We start from the raw sequence: 13,956 nt of genomic DNA, 5'->3' as shown, positions 1-13,956 counted from the left end.
TGATTAAGGAAATTTAGGATATTTAGACCAGTCTGGATCGCGCTTTTCAAGGAAGGCATTTTTTCCTTCTTTCGCCTCTTCGCTCAAATAATATAAGAGTGTTGCGTTTCCTGCTAATTCCTGAATACCAGCCTGACCGTCAAGTTCGGCATTAAATGAAGATTTCAACATGCGGATAGCAAGCGGACTTTTCGTGATAATTTTTCGTGCCCATTCTACATATGTTTCTTCCAATGCTTCAAGAGGGACGACTTTGTTTACAAGTCCCATGTCAAGGGCTTCTTTTGCATCATATTGGTCGCATAGATACCAGATCTCGCGTGCCTTCTTCTGACCTACAATGCGAGCAAGGTAGGACGCACCAAATCCACCATCAAAGCTTCCTACTTTTGGACCTGTTTGTCCAAACCTTGCATTCTCTGCGGCAATGGTTAAATCACAAACAACATGTAATACGTGACCTCCACCAATTGCCCAGCCTGCAACTCCTGCAATGACGGGCTTTGGTATTGACCTGATAATTTTTTGAAGATCAAGAACATTCAAACGAGGGACAGTGTCTTCTCCTACATATCCGCCATGGCCACGCACACTCTGGTCTCCTCCGCTGCAAAATGCTTTTCCACCTTCACCAGTTAATATAATGACCCTTACATCAGCATCATCACGACAAATATTCATGGCATCAATCATCTCCTGCACGGTAAGCGGAGTAAACGCATTATGAACATGTGGTCTGTTAATACTAATACGCGCAATCGCTTCAAACTTATGAAATAGAATTTCCTTATATTCTTTTACAGGTTTCCACGGATATTTAAGATTCATAGCTTTTTTTGATTTTCAATTTCAGGTTTTCAAATATGGTCTTGTTGAGTTGAAGGTCGGACTCCAGCTCAAGAATTTTCGTCTTATTATCTGTTTCAAAAAGATCCTTAACAAAGTTCTTCATTTTTCTTTTATTGTCCAGCTTGAGATACTCAAAGCCAAACTCCTCACTAAGCTTTTGGGCGTTAAGTTTTTGATGAGTTATAAAGTATTCGGGTGCTTCAGGTTGAGATGCAGGGCCATCGATCATATTAAATATTAACCCTCCGTGATTGTTCAGCAAAACAATTCTCAGGTTAGGTAAAGCATAGTTGTGCCAGAAGGCGTTGCGGTCATAGAAGAACGCAAGGTCTCCTGTTATAAGGACGTGAAGTCCGTTGCTTGTTAAAGCATGGCCCACGACGGTACTCGTGCATCCGTCAATACCACTGGTTCCTCTGTTTGCATAAACTTTAATTTCATTTTTGTCTGCGAGGCCAATAAAATTAGCGTATCGTACGCTCATGCTATTAGCTACGTGTAACGTGCTTCTTGAAGGAATCTGACTTAGGATTTGTTGAACCAGTTCAAGCTCACTAAGCTCAGGTTGAGGAAAATATTCTGAAAGGCATCGAATAGCTCTTCGCTCTTCTATCTCCCAAAGTTTTCCATAATTGTATTGTTTCTGACTCTCAAAGGTCTCCTCACGTTGTTTTGATCCAATAAACTTAAAAAAGTCTACAGGAAAAGTATGGAAGATGTTGGTCACGCTCTTGAATGTATCTGCAGTCACTCCTCCGGGTTGAATATGCCAATGAGCCTTTGGAGCATAATTTCTCAGGAAGACCTTGAGATTTTTGGATATCAGCGATTTTCCAAACGTGATGAGTAAGTCAGGTTGTAGTGTTTTTTTAACACCATCAGTAGCTTGCCCCAAGAATAGATCACTATGTTTGATAGGATAGTCTGTATCATTCAGGTTAGAAATAATGTCGGCAATTACAGGAATATGATGTTGAATTGCACAGGTAAGCAATGCGTCCTGTAAGCTCTTATCATAATCATGTTGACCTGCTACTATTATTATGTTCTTATATTTCTGAAAGGCACTACCTATAAATTCTTTATCCCTTTCTATTAACTCATAAGAAGCTACATGGTCTTCAATAATGCGTATATTATCGCTATACGTTGTAGACTCTTCTTTGGCGGGATATAAGGGTTCGCGAAAAGGTGTATTAATATGTACGGGACCCTTAGGCTCTTGCTGCGCAAGATTTATAGCTTCGTTTATGATACGATTGATAGCCCACAAACTGTCAGCATGGTCATAATCCTGGGGTAAGTTGAAAGATTTCTTTACGTGGAGCCCAAAGATGTTCTGCTGATATATTGTCTGACCATCATGCTGCGCTATCCACTCCGAAGGTCTGTCAGCAGTAAAAACAATCAATGGAATTTCACTAAAGAATGCCTCAGAAACTGCAGGGGCGAAGTTGTATGCGGCAGATCCGGAAGTACAAACCAATACGGCTGGCTTTCGGGTTTGCTGACTAATACCCATTCCTATAAATCCTGCGCTTCTTTCATCACTGAAAGTTCTGGTGAGAATATCGGGATGACGGGTAAAAGCAAGAGTTAACGGAGCACAACGGGAGCCAGGACAAAGCACAACGTGTTCAACACCTTTTCTGGCGCATATTTCTGCGATGTCATTAATGGCTTGAAATCGCATCCTGGAAAACAACGTTTAGTAGTGTGTTAAATTTCATCTCGGTTTCTTCCAACTCTAATTCAGGAATAGAATCTATTGTAACTCCTGCTCCCGCATAAAGAATGGCATCAGTTTTAAATATCTGCATACAACGAAGGTTCACAAAGATATTGATATTGCTGTCAATGTTTACAGGGCCAAGGTATCCTGCGTAAAAAGAACGGTCATATCCCTCCCGTTGCTTAATGAAGTCAGTAGCAGGTTGCAACGGCATACCACATACTGCCGACGTGGGATGGAGCAGGTCTAGCATGATAGAACCCAGTTGAGGAAAGTTTGTGGCTTTCATGTCTACCATAAAATCAGATTTTAAATGGATTAGATTGCCTGCAATAGAAGTTTTAGGGCCATGTTCTTCATACTCACGTAATCTGATTTTTTTAAAACAACTGATTATATATAGTTCAACAAGTGCTTGTTCTTCTATATCCTTTTGTGTCCATGCAATGGACTTTAAATTCATTCCTTCTTTATAACGTTGGGTTCCTGCAAGTGCAACCGTTCTGAAGATTGTTTTATCTTCTACAGATACCAGCACCTCTGGTGTTGCCCCGAGCCACGTTCCGACTGACGGAATATTTACAAACGATACAAGTGCGTGAGGATAGGCGCTGCAAAGTTTTTCAAAAGCTTTTACAATATCAAAATCATCTGGTAGAGGCACGTGCTTAGTGCGAGATGGAACCACCTTTTCGAAACTTCCATTTTGTATTTCTGCAATACCACTCCTCACCAATTCAATATAGTCTAACGGCACAGATTGAAAGGACAGTTGCTTATTGTAGGAAGCGATTTTATAATTAATCCCGTCTTTTGCAGGTTTAAAATTTTCCAACCAGGTATTGGATGATATTTCTAAAGGAGTAGAAGGAGGTTTTAGTTGCCCATTTTCAAATCGAAAGAAGTAGTCGGCAGGAAGAAAGATCTTTTCCTTTTTCTTATCGAATGGAGCAAAGATAAATCCGGTATTTAATTCTTCAATAACAGGTTTTTCAGTAAGCTTTTGGTACTGGTTTGATATAATTAGGTTTTTAACTGTGGTATTCGGAAGTCGCCAAAGCGCAAAAGGGAATTCATTGACAGAAGCTTCATTCAGTATCGTAGTGAGTATTTCGGTATCAGAGGATCTTTTTAGCGTAAAAACAGGAGGCGTTGTGTCCATTATAATTGCACTAGTTCTTTATGTCTAACACGGCTATGGTTATGCGGCTGATACAAATCAATTCGTTTTGCTCATTGGTAATCCGAATTTCCCAGACATGAGTTTTTCTACCCATATGAATTGGTCTGGTTACCCCTCTAACATAGCCTGTTTTAGCTGCCCTGATATGGTTTGCATTAATATCCAAACCGACACAATAATATTTGGTTATATCAACACAACTATAGGCGGCAATACTGCCAAGGGTTTCAGCAAGCGCAACTGAAGCTCCACCATGTAACAGTCCGAAAGGTTGATGAGTTCGCTGATCTACCGGCATTTTTGCTTCAATAAAATCGGCACCAATTGCGATAAATTCAATTCCAAGTTGTTCTGCCAGGGTATTTTTAGACGTTTTATTTAATGCTTCTACTGTCAGGCCTGTTCTGAAAATTGACATGTTTTAATTTTCGATTAGATAGCGGAATCAACTATTTATCTATTTTTGCGGCTGCCTAACGCGCAGACGACCCTTGGGGAAGGAATAATTTGCCAGTCCGAAAGGCGGGCCTAAAATAAAGCAAAATTGAACAGTAAAAAAGTTTACTTAATCCGTCACGGTCAAACAGATTTTAATCTTAAAAACATCGTTCAGGGCAGTGGTGTTGACACCGATCTCAATGAGCTTGGTCATAGGCAAGCCCGGGCTTTTTTTGAAGCCTACAAGCATATTCCTTTTGATAAAGTTTATACATCTGCGCTAAAGAGAAGCCAGCAGTCAGTACAACAATTTATAGATCTTGGTATTCCACACGATCCGCTTGTAGGACTCAACGAAATTAGTTGGGGAGTTAGGGAGGGACATCGTATTACACCACAGGAAGACCAATATTATCACCACATGCTGGAGCAGTGGCAGCTTGGTAACACTTCACACCGCCTTCAGGGTGGTGAAAGCCCCGATGATGTTATTAAAAGAATGAAACCCGCTGTCGATTTTATTATGAAGCATACCAACGAGAAAACAATTCTTATTTGTATGCACGGCCGTGCTATTCGCATACTCTTGTGCCATCTCTTAAACTACCCTTTGCGCTGCATGGATATGTTTGAGCATACCAACCTTTGCCTCTATCTTTTAAATTTTACCGGAACAATGTTTCAGGTAGAAAGGTATAACGATACCCATCATTTACGAGGTATCTGAGCGAGTGCACTCTTTGCTTTCGCATCAATACTATTTTTGTATTCATGCTTTTTATATTCTAATGTTCGCTTAAAATGAGATTTTGCATCTTCTAAGCGGTTCTCGGACATGGCGATGTATCCTAACTGAAGACAGGAATTCGGAGCAAAATACCACGGTTCATTGCCTGCAACTTCAATGGTCTGTTTATAAAAGGCTTTTGCCGAATCAAGCTGGTTTTGCTTATGTGCCAGGCGTGCTTTGCGATATCGGTACTCGGTCTTGTCTCTCTGAGATGGAATTTCAGCCTCGGTTATGGAAATGAGTTGTTGTTGTGCTTCTGCATAATATCCACCATCAGTGGAGTACCTGACTTTGGATAGTTTTACATGGGGTAACTCGTTATCGGCAAGGCTTCTTGCTGCATATTTATCAGCTTCTGAAGATTCTTTTCCTTTTATTTTAGCTTCTTGAAAAGCCATGAGAGCCTCGCTTTTATTACCAGCTAGCCAATTACAAAGTGCTATTTTATAGTAGGCGTCCTTAATATAATTCTGCCCCTTATAATTTCTAATAAACCATTTGTAGGAGGAGATTGCTCTGGCATAGTCAGCTTTGTGAAGAAGAGTTTCGCCGATTAAGTAATCTGCATAATAAACCGGAATACCTTTTCGGGATTGAGATACTCTGGTTAAAAGTATATTGGCTAATTCACTGTCTGAATTCTTTAAGTAAAGGGCTCCCCCAAGAAAATTCAATAATCTGTTATCAGTTCTTTTATCCAACAAGAACTTTACTTCATTTAGCGCAGCTTCTGGCTTCTGAAATATAAATCCCTGGATTAATGCATGCAGCAAGTCTGCTTCAAATGCGAGTGGTGAATCTGATTCTTTTAGGGTTGAAAGATCATGTAGCCCATTTGCAATGGACCCTTTCAGTCCCATGAGGCTTAGCACCCAATTGTATTTTTCCGGAACAGCGCCAACGATCACCTCTAATAACCCCATCGTTTTAAGGATGGGTAGATATGACGGATATTTTTTTTGGCATTCTTCAGCTATTTTATAAGCTTCTCTTAAGCTTAAGGCTGCGTCGAACTCATGACCAAATTTCAGATACACAAAAGCCCACTGTAGGCGCATTTCTGCCTGAAGGAATTGATGTGCCGCCTCAGTGCCTTTGATTTTCTTGTCAAGTCTTGATTCAAATCGATCTTCGTAAACATCAAATACACTGGCATCTTCTGTAACCAGTAATTCAAGGCTTTCAGCGAGCGAAAGAATATAAAAGTCAGCAATTGTTTTAGGATCCTGAAGCAGGGTCCTTGCCTCCTCAACTTCGAGATTTAGTACATGTTTATAGGCTTTTTCATTATTGCCGTCGAGGGTAAGGTCATTGGCTTTTATGCTATAGGATACACATAAAAAAAGGCAAGCCATAAGGCTTACCTTTATTAAAATATTCTTTAAGATAGTTCTATTCAACTTTCTTTCTGCGACTTGTAGTAGGAGGGGCAACCGTCTTGTTAGCTTTCGGCTTATCGCCTTCGTCAAGTGAATCTACGTCTACATCAGCCAAGATACGACCAGAGTGCTCATCTATTACAATTCTTTTCTTCTCTCTGATTTCGGCAATCTTTTGGGGAGGAATAACAATATTACATCCTTCTGCTGCACCACGCACCACACGAACTACTGCCAATCCATTACTTAAGCTACCTCTTAATCGTTCATAGTACTTTAAAAGCTTATCTTCAATCTTTTTGGTAGCTTTTTCACGTTCGCTAAGAAGTCTCTTTTCTTCTTCTTCGCTTTCTGACATTATGCCCTGTAGTTCTTTTTTCTTGTTATCTAGGTGGTCGCCACGTTCGCTGATCAGTGCATTTGTTTTTTCAATCTCGTCCTTTTTAGCCTGTATCTGATCTTTCGCCTCTTTGATTCTCTTTTCGCAAATTTGAATCTCAAGTTCCTGAAGTTCTATCTCCTTTGTAATGGCATCGAACTCTCTATTGTTGCGTACGTTCTTTTGTTGCTCTGTGTATTTTTTGATTAGCTTTTCCGCTTCTTTTATCCCTTCTTTATGCTTCTTTATGTTCTCCTCGAGGTCCTTTTGTTCGGCCTCAAATCTGTGCAAGCGGGTGTTATACCCTTCAATTTCATCTTCAAGATCCTGAACTTCGTCAGGTAAATCGCCTCTTAATTTTTTAATCTCGTCAATCTTTGAATCAATTGACTGAAGTTTTACAAGTGCTTCTAGTTTCTGGGCAATTGTTTGATTTTCCATTATTTACAGGTAACTTATTGGATTCGTGACGGTAGTTGAAAAATTGATCGCAAAATTAGGAAATTTTTTTGTTAAAACCTCCTGTAAAAGTTCCTTGGTGTAAACCTCACTTTCATAATGCCCTATGTCGGCAATGATAATATGGCTGTCGGCATCAAAGAATTCGTGGTACTTGAAATCTGCGGTAATAAAAACTTGAGCTCCTGCGGAAATTGCCTGGGGAAGAAGAAAACTTCCAGATCCTCCGCACACTGCTACTCTTTTTACAGGCTTATCTATCAGATGGGTATGCCTGATTATTTCCAGATTCATACTGATTTTTAAACGCTTTAGAAATGCCATTGGTTCCTCAGAATGCTCAAGTTCTCCTACCATGCCAGAACCAACTTCCTGATTTTCATTGGTTAAGCTTGTTAAATAATATGCAACTTCTTCGTAAGGATGGCTCTCCTTCAAGGTTTTTAGTATCTTCGATTGAAGATAGGAGGGAAAAATAACTTCAACACGTGTTTCATTAACATATTCTTGCTGATGCTGCGTTCCGATATGCGGACGAGCCTGTTCATTCGGTTTAAACGTACCTACGCCATCAACTCTGAAGCTGCAATTGTTGTAGTTGCCGATCTGACCGGCTCCTGCACGGTGAATGCTATCTAAAACTGCCTCTGTATTTTCTTTCGGAATAAAGGTTACAAGCTTGGTAAGTACATTGTTTTTAGGTGAAAGTATCTTTAGTGAGGTAAGACCTATTTTTTCGCAGATCTTTCTGTTAACGCCGGTGTGTACATTATCCAGGTTGGTATGAATTGCATAGATGGCGATGTTATTTCTGATGGCTTCAATGATGGTGCGCTCAATGTAATTGCTTCCGGTCAGCTTTTTTAATCCTTTAAAGATGATGGGGTGGTGGGCGATAATAAGGTTACAGCTTTTGCTTATGGCTTCCTTTATTACAGCTTCTGTACAATCCAGCGTTACTAAAATGCCGCTTACCGTTTCTTCACGACTACCCGTAAGCAAGCCTGAGTTGTCATACAATTCCTGGTAAGAACGTGGGGCAAGTATTTCAAGGTAGTCTGTTACATCCTTAATCCTGAGTTCTGTCATGAAAGCTCTAATGATGGAGTAAAATTATTGAAAAATAAATGTTTTGTATGCAGCATGAGATTCCTATTTAGTTACCTCAGCTCTTATATTTAAAGATTGCGAGATAGGGCATTGGTATAGGTTGGGTATAGGCTAGCTGTAGATTCAGGTGAAATCAAATTTAACCAGCCGATTTTGTCATTCCTTTTTGAAGAAACTTCTCCCGCTCGCCCAATCCACTACTACCGCTAATCTTAAATGTTATTATTGAAGAATTTCTAATGGTGCCATTAGGCCATACCTCGGTAAGATTCTCTTGTGAATACCGGTTCATATTTTCTTCGGTAGCTGTTTTTCCAAATAGAATTAACGTATTGACTAGCAATAGAATAGCGTTAGAATGCCTTAGAAATGCCTCCTGGGTGCCTGCGGTGATGTTGGGTCAGAAGCATTTTGACCGAAGGATGCCAGGGATTAACCGCAGGCACTTCCCAGGCACTCTAATGGGTTACTAATGGTTGATTGGCACCCATTAATCGCTTAATGAACCATTGCCACCTGAAGTTTATACTTTCTTGCCCTAATGACAATTTTGGGATTATTTCTTACAATCCAGCTAAATTGCGGTAATGTTTCGCTTTTTACTTTTTCCATTTGCTGTGCTTTTTGATCTGGTAACCAGTATCAGGAACAGCCTTTACGAACGAGGTTATAAACCCTCGGCATCATTCGATTTGCCTGTAATAAGTGTAGGAAACCTGGCTGTAGGCGGAACCGGCAAAACACCCATGATCGAATACCTTATAAGGCTTTTAAGTAAGCATTACAAGATAGCTACCTTAAGCCGGGGTTACGGACGTGAAACCAGTGGCATTCGCATAGCAGCTAATACAGATTCTGCGTCTACCATAGGTGACGAGCCTTTTCAGTTGTACCGGAAGTTTGGCGAAAGCGTGAAGGTATGCGTAGGTGAGGAACGCGCATTAGCTATTCCCTTTATAATCGATCAGGCCGAAGAGACCGAAGTTATTTTGTTGGACGATTCTTTTCAGCACCGTAAAGTAAAACCTTCCTTTCAGGTCGTACTTACGGACTATAATAATCTGTTTACAAAAGATTGGTTGATGCCCGTTGGGAGATTACGGGAATCGAGAAGGGGCATCGACAGAGCCGATGTTGTTGTAGTAACCAAATGCCCGCCAGAACTTGGCAACGAAGAAATGCTGGAAATAGAAAAGTCGATCAGGCAGTATACCAGCAAGCCGGTGTTTTTCTCCGTAATTCGATATGGTGATCCTGTAGCTATAAATACCTATAGTAAGATTGATGAACGGGTAATCCTGGTTACCGGCATTGCCAATCATAAACCCATTGAAGATTACGTTGCAAAGCATTTCAAGCTTATCCATCACTTTTTGTTTCCGGATCATCACAGTTATACAAACGAAGATCTAAAGAAAATTACCGCCTTCGCGGAAAAGGAAAACGCTATGGTGCTTACCACCGAAAAAGATGCTGCCAAGCTTGATTCTCCTCCATTCGCCTATGCATATGATTATATTCCTTTTTTTTATTTGCCTATTCAGTCTGAATTCTTAAAAAATGGAAAGGATTTTGATGAAATGGTGCTGAGCGTAGTTAAGCAGCATGTATCCTAAAAAAAACCTCGCTCTAGTGTTATTCCCAAAACTGATCATCTATTTTTGCACGTGTTTATAAAAAAATTTTTCTGGCTTATCGCTTTACTGGTGTTGGTTGCTCCTGAACTTCTGGGGCAGAACAGACCTATACGTAGACCTTCCGGGGGGAATAATACATCTCAAAATCAAAGTTCTGAAGACTCACCAAAACGTAGGGGTTCGCGCGTCATCGACGATACTACCAAGCAGGTATACGGGCCCAACACCTCCAGGTATTACTATGAAGAAGATGTATTCTATAACAGAAACATTATTTACCCTATTGATACGCTGATCCGGAATTTTCACCGGTTTAACTACGTACAGCGAAACGGGTACCTTTATCAGGACCTAGGTACTATCGGAACAGCAATTCAGCCAATCTATTATCAGGTTCCAAAAGTTATAGGCGTACGCTCAGGGTTTCACGTTTACGATCTCTACTGGGATAATGACAGGATGCGCTACTTCGATACAAAGTCGCCATACTCTAATATGAACGTGATACTGGGAGGAAATGGCAGGTCATTAACTAAAGTAACATTCAGCCGTAACATCTCGTCACGGTGGAATTTTGGTATAAACTATAGGGGGCTTTTTATTGATAAACAGATTCCGCAACGCACTGGTAAAGGTGACAGGGCAGTAAGAAGTAACTACTATGACATCTATACCGCCTTTCATACTAAAGATAGTGTCTATCGTATTTTTGCAAGCTATAGAAGAATGTATCACCAGACCTACGAGTCAGGTGGTGTGAAAACGAGTGACCCAACCTTTGAGGATTATTTCCAGGAAGATCCACCGATATGGCTTACAAATGCTCAGTCCAGTGATCTTCGAATGAATCTACATTTCCATCAGGAGTTGAAAGCCGGAAAAGCCTTACAAGCTTATCATACTTTCGATAGATACAGACAGCGTGCTATGTTCTTCAATTTGTTTGATGACAGCCAAGAAGGACTGTTGGGTAAGCGGTTACTTTCGAATGATAGCACCTACGATAAGTCGAAATTTAAGACGGTAAGAAATGAATTTGGTATAAAAGGAAATCTGCTGAAGCTCTTTTATAATGGGTATTATGCTATTAAGCATTACAGCATGACTTACAACCATGCTTTGCATGGTGAAATGAACACAGATCCTAAACCTGTGGCGAATGAAAGTATTTTGGGAGGTAGAATGGAGCTCCGGCTTGATTCTATCGGTTATATTAATGGATGGGCTGAAGTAAACCAGTTTGGCAACTATCGTATAGAGGGTAGAATAGCAAGTAAATGGTTTGAGGCGTCGCTGAAGCAAATGCAGTATCAGCCCGGTTTCCTGCAACAGTTTTACAGAGGTTCACATAATGAATGGAGTAATGATTTCTCAGATATTCAAAGCAGCCAGATAAACGGCTTTCTTCATTACAAATCAAAAGTTTTTAACCTTTCACCTGGCCTTACTTTTACAAGGTTAAAGAACTACTCCTTTTTTGAAAAGAACAGGGAGTCCGGCCTTGTAACACCAGTTCAATCATCAGGTTCTCAAGTCATATTCTCTCCTGAATACAGGTTATCCATTACTTTCTTTAAGCGTTTTACTATTAGCAACAATGTGGTTTATACCAGGTTGCTGGAGAATGCAGACGATGCAATTCGGGTTCCTGAGCTTTTTGTTAATGCGCAACTTGCCTATTCGGGTATTCACTTCAATGGCAATTTTGATATTCATGTGGGAGTAGATTTACATTGGAATACAGCCTACTATGCACCCGCCTATCAACCTGCCTTAATGCAGTTCTATAACCAGGATGATTTTAAAGTTAAAGATTTTCCGCAGGTTGAGCCTTTCATCAATGCGAAGATCAAACGGGGTAGAATTTTTGTTAAATACAATAACCTGATGCAGGTAATCCAAAAAACAGGTTATTTTCCAACTCCTGATTATCCGGGCCAGCGAAACGTTATTGATTTTGGCTTCGACTGGTCGTTCTACGATTAAGCTTTATCTTATGGAAGCTAAAGATAAATTTACATTAGGGCTAGAGTTACCTACAGATCCAAGGTGGGCAAATGTTGCAGAAAAGAATATTGGAGAGATATTGATAGACCACGCTTATTGCGAGCAAAAGGCTGCATCGTCATGTATCTCGCTTATTATTCAGTATCCTGAAAAGGATAAACTGGTTGAAATGCTAACACCGGTTGTTGCAGAAGAATGGAGTCATTTTGAAAGAGTGCTTGAAGAATTGCGTAAAAGAGGTTTCTCTCTTGGCAGGCAAAGAAAAGATGAATATGTCGATGCATTACAGAAAGTAGTAAAAACGGGTGGTAGCCGTGAGCAACAGCTTTTAGAGAAGTTGCTATTAAACGCGCTCATAGAAGCGAGGAGTTGCGAACGTTTCAAAATCCTTTGGAAGAATATCGAGGACCCTGGCTTGTCGACATTCTATTATGAGCTAATGGTTTCAGAAGCCGGTCATTACAAGAACTTTCTTCAACTGGCTAAAACTTATATTGCCGAAGAGGTAGTCGATAAACGCTGGCGTGAGCTATTGGCTCAAGAGGCAGAGATCATGAAAAACCTTGGAACCCGCCCTGATAGAATGCATTAAACTTGTTTTATCCTACCGATTTTTTTTAACAATAACTCTCCGAACGCAAATTAAGTCTTTTGCTTTTTCTTTTTTGCTGCAGGAAACAGGATGTTATTAAGAATTAATCTGTAACCTGGTGAGTTAGGGTGTTGATGTAAGTCAGTAGGCTCTTCGTTAACCTGATGCTGGTAATCTTCAGGGTCGTGTCCGCCATAAAAGGTCCAGAATCCTTTTCCTAATACCCCATGCAAGTATTTTGCTTCCTTAATCTCTTTGTTCTCGCCCATAAGGAGCACGTCTGGTTTAATCAGTTGCTTTTTAAAGCCTGTAGTTTGCCCAAAAAATCCCTTAATTACCTTCGTATGATTTTGGGTAAGCATAGTAGGAATAGGATCCCATTTTGCTGAGAATTCAAAAATAGTAAAATAGTCATTGTCCTGCCGCAAACCTCTTTCGTTAGGCTGATTATCAATATCCGAAAATTCATAGACATATGGATCTCTCATCAACCTGAAATCTGTAAAGGCTAACGTTTTGTCATAGTTCAGTTTCTCCTGTGCCATAGGATCAGCAGGGTCCCCGTCATACATACGTTCGCAGATATCAACACCCTCTGCCGCTAAGGCAATATCATAGGTGTCGGTAGCAGAGCACATGGCAAAGAGGAAACCGCCTCCCGATACAAACTCTTTTATTTTCATGGAGACGGCAAGTTTCAATTGAGATACTTTATGAAAGCCATGCTTTCTGGCGAGGTCTTCTGCTTCCTTTACTTGTTCAATATACCAGGGCATGTTGCTGTAGTTACCGTAGAACCTTCCGTATTGCCCTGTAAAATCTTCGTGGTGCAGGTGAAGCCAATCGTATTTCGGGAGCGCACCATTCATTACTTCATCATCAAAAATAACGTCGTAAGGAATTTCGGCATAGGTGAGAACAAGGGTAACAGCATCGTCCCAGGGTTGTTTTGTTTTCGGCGAGTACACTGCAATCTTCGGATACTTTTCCAGCTTCATCACGTCATAGTTTAATGCCGGGCTTGCTATCTCGGTAAGAATCTGGTTGGCTTGCGCATCTGAAATGACTTCGAAACTGACACCCCTTATCACCAACTCATTTTGTATTGCCGGATGAAACTTTACCATAAAACTTCCTCCCCGATAATTGAGCAGCCACTCTACTTCTGTTTCATTTCTTAAAATCCAATAGGCAATTCCGTATGCTTTAAGGTGGTTAGTCTGTTTGGCATCCATAGGAATTAATATGGAGTTTGCTTTCAAAAGTGAAAATGAAAAGAGAAATATCAGTAGTATTGCCTTTCTTATCGAACTAAATCCTGCCACCAGTTTCATAAGTTACCCAGCTTTAAATGCTTTAATTACCGAAAATAATCTGCCAATTCATCATTTTAATAAAAAA

Annotated in this window: 13 protein-coding genes; 4 read left to right on the top strand and 9 right to left on the bottom strand. The window is 40.4% G+C overall.

Features of this window, described 5'->3' with window-relative positions:
• Window positions 1–3: 3 nt before the first annotated feature.
• Genes menB through KK060_RS04705 form a run of 4 tightly spaced genes read right to left on the bottom strand, consistent with a single transcriptional unit; the run spans window position 4 to window position 4,182 of the window.
• The gene (gene menB / locus KK060_RS04720) at window positions 4–828 is read right to left on the bottom strand and encodes a 1,4-dihydroxy-2-naphthoyl-CoA synthase (RefSeq protein ID WP_254152541.1); all 825 of its coding nucleotides are present in this window, start codon (window positions 826–828) and stop codon (window positions 4–6) included.
• A complete protein-coding gene (gene menD / locus KK060_RS04715; protein ID WP_254152540.1) occupies window positions 818–2,542 on the bottom strand; it encodes a 2-succinyl-5-enolpyruvyl-6-hydroxy-3-cyclohexene-1-carboxylic-acid synthase in 1,725 nt (574 codons plus the stop codon). Before menD ends, menB begins: the two co-directional genes overlap by 11 nt.
• Window positions 2,523–3,743, bottom strand: a complete 1,221-nt coding sequence (locus tag KK060_RS04710; RefSeq protein WP_254152539.1) for a chorismate-binding protein — start codon at window positions 3,741–3,743, stop codon at window positions 2,523–2,525. Before KK060_RS04710 ends, menD begins: the two co-directional genes overlap by 20 nt.
• A gap of 10 nt (window positions 3,744–3,753) precedes the next feature.
• A complete protein-coding gene (locus KK060_RS04705) occupies window positions 3,754–4,182 on the bottom strand; it encodes a hotdog fold thioesterase (RefSeq protein WP_254152538.1) in 429 nt (142 codons plus the stop codon).
• A gap of 126 nt (window positions 4,183–4,308) precedes the next feature.
• Between KK060_RS04705 and KK060_RS04700 the strand changes: the two genes are divergently transcribed.
• Complete coding sequence (locus tag KK060_RS04700) at window positions 4,309–4,929, top strand: histidine phosphatase family protein (protein ID WP_254152537.1); 621 nt, start codon at window positions 4,309–4,311, stop codon at window positions 4,927–4,929.
• Here the strand turns inward: KK060_RS04700 and KK060_RS04695 are convergent.
• The 4 genes from KK060_RS04695 to KK060_RS04680 all read right to left on the bottom strand — a co-directional run bounded on the left by KK060_RS04695 (window position 4,911) and on the right by KK060_RS04680 (window position 8,611).
• A complete protein-coding gene (locus tag KK060_RS04695; RefSeq protein ID WP_254152536.1) occupies window positions 4,911–6,347 on the bottom strand; it encodes a tetratricopeptide repeat protein in 1,437 nt (478 codons plus the stop codon). The genes KK060_RS04700 and KK060_RS04695 overlap by 19 nt on opposite strands.
• A 37-nt stretch (window positions 6,348–6,384) precedes the next feature.
• The gene (locus KK060_RS04690) at window positions 6,385–7,191 is read right to left on the bottom strand and encodes a zinc ribbon domain-containing protein (RefSeq protein WP_254152535.1); all 807 of its coding nucleotides are present in this window, start codon (window positions 7,189–7,191) and stop codon (window positions 6,385–6,387) included.
• Window positions 7,192–7,194: 3 nt separating this feature from the next.
• Entirely contained in the window at window positions 7,195–8,298 is a 1,104-nt protein-coding gene (locus KK060_RS04685; RefSeq protein WP_254152534.1) for a Nif3-like dinuclear metal center hexameric protein, read from the bottom strand.
• A gap of 160 nt (window positions 8,299–8,458) precedes the next feature.
• Window positions 8,459–8,611 carry a hypothetical protein gene (locus KK060_RS04680; protein ID WP_254152533.1) on the bottom strand — a complete coding sequence of 51 codons (153 nt, stop codon included), beginning with the start codon at window positions 8,609–8,611 and terminating at the stop codon, window positions 8,459–8,461.
• Between the two features lie 295 nt (window positions 8,612–8,906).
• Between KK060_RS04680 and lpxK the strand changes: the two genes are divergently transcribed.
• Genes lpxK through KK060_RS04665 form a run of 3 tightly spaced genes read left to right on the top strand, consistent with a single transcriptional unit; the run spans window position 8,907 to window position 12,555 of the window.
• Entirely contained in the window at window positions 8,907–9,935 is a 1,029-nt protein-coding gene (lpxK, locus tag KK060_RS04675) for a tetraacyldisaccharide 4'-kinase (RefSeq protein ID WP_254152532.1), read from the top strand.
• 51 nt (window positions 9,936–9,986) lie between these two features.
• The gene (locus KK060_RS04670; RefSeq protein ID WP_254152531.1) at window positions 9,987–11,942 is read left to right on the top strand and encodes a putative porin; all 1,956 of its coding nucleotides are present in this window, start codon (window positions 9,987–9,989) and stop codon (window positions 11,940–11,942) included.
• A gap of 10 nt (window positions 11,943–11,952) precedes the next feature.
• Window positions 11,953–12,555, top strand: coding sequence for a MiaE family protein (locus KK060_RS04665; RefSeq protein ID WP_254152530.1), 603 nt, complete (start codon window positions 11,953–11,955; stop codon window positions 12,553–12,555).
• 50 nt (window positions 12,556–12,605) lie between these two features.
• On the opposite strand, the gene KK060_RS04660 is transcribed toward KK060_RS04665, so the two are convergent.
• On the bottom strand, window positions 12,606–13,889 hold the full coding sequence (locus tag KK060_RS04660) for an asparagine synthetase B (RefSeq protein WP_254152529.1): 1,284 nt from the start codon (window positions 13,887–13,889) through the stop codon (window positions 12,606–12,608).
• Window positions 13,890–13,956: the final 67 nt, after the last annotated feature.

The sequence above is a fragment of the Chryseosolibacter indicum genome (assembly GCF_018598585.1).
GTDB lineage: Bacteria > Bacteroidota > Bacteroidia > Cytophagales > Cyclobacteriaceae > Chryseosolibacter > Chryseosolibacter indicus.
This window is presented reverse-complemented; position numbering and strand designations above follow the sequence as displayed.

Excerpts from the sequence above, each read along its gene's own strand:
- KK060_RS04665 (WP_254152530.1), top strand. The coding sequence starts at position 11,953 with ATGGAAGCTAAAGATAAATTTACATTAGGGCTAGAGTTACCTACAGAT.
- KK060_RS04695 (WP_254152536.1), bottom strand. The coding sequence starts at position 6,347 with ATGGCTTGCCTTTTTTTATGTGTATCCTATAGCATAAAAGCCAATGAC.
- KK060_RS04685 (WP_254152534.1), bottom strand. The coding sequence starts at position 8,298 with ATGACAGAACTCAGGATTAAGGATGTAACAGACTACCTTGAAATACTT.
- KK060_RS04690 (WP_254152535.1), bottom strand. The coding sequence starts at position 7,191 with ATGGAAAATCAAACAATTGCCCAGAAACTAGAAGCACTTGTAAAACTT.
- KK060_RS04705 (WP_254152538.1), bottom strand. The coding sequence starts at position 4,182 with ATGTCAATTTTCAGAACAGGCCTGACAGTAGAAGCATTAAATAAAACG.
- lpxK (WP_254152532.1), top strand. The coding sequence starts at position 8,907 with ATGTTTCGCTTTTTACTTTTTCCATTTGCTGTGCTTTTTGATCTGGTA.
- KK060_RS04660 (WP_254152529.1), bottom strand. The coding sequence starts at position 13,889 with ATGAAACTGGTGGCAGGATTTAGTTCGATAAGAAAGGCAATACTACTG.
- KK060_RS04710 (WP_254152539.1), bottom strand. The coding sequence starts at position 3,743 with ATGGACACAACGCCTCCTGTTTTTACGCTAAAAAGATCCTCTGATACC.
- menB (WP_254152541.1), bottom strand. The coding sequence starts at position 828 with ATGAATCTTAAATATCCGTGGAAACCTGTAAAAGAATATAAGGAAATT.
- KK060_RS04680 (WP_254152533.1), bottom strand. The coding sequence starts at position 8,611 with ATGAACCGGTATTCACAAGAGAATCTTACCGAGGTATGGCCTAATGGC.
- menD (WP_254152540.1), bottom strand. The coding sequence starts at position 2,542 with ATGCGATTTCAAGCCATTAATGACATCGCAGAAATATGCGCCAGAAAA.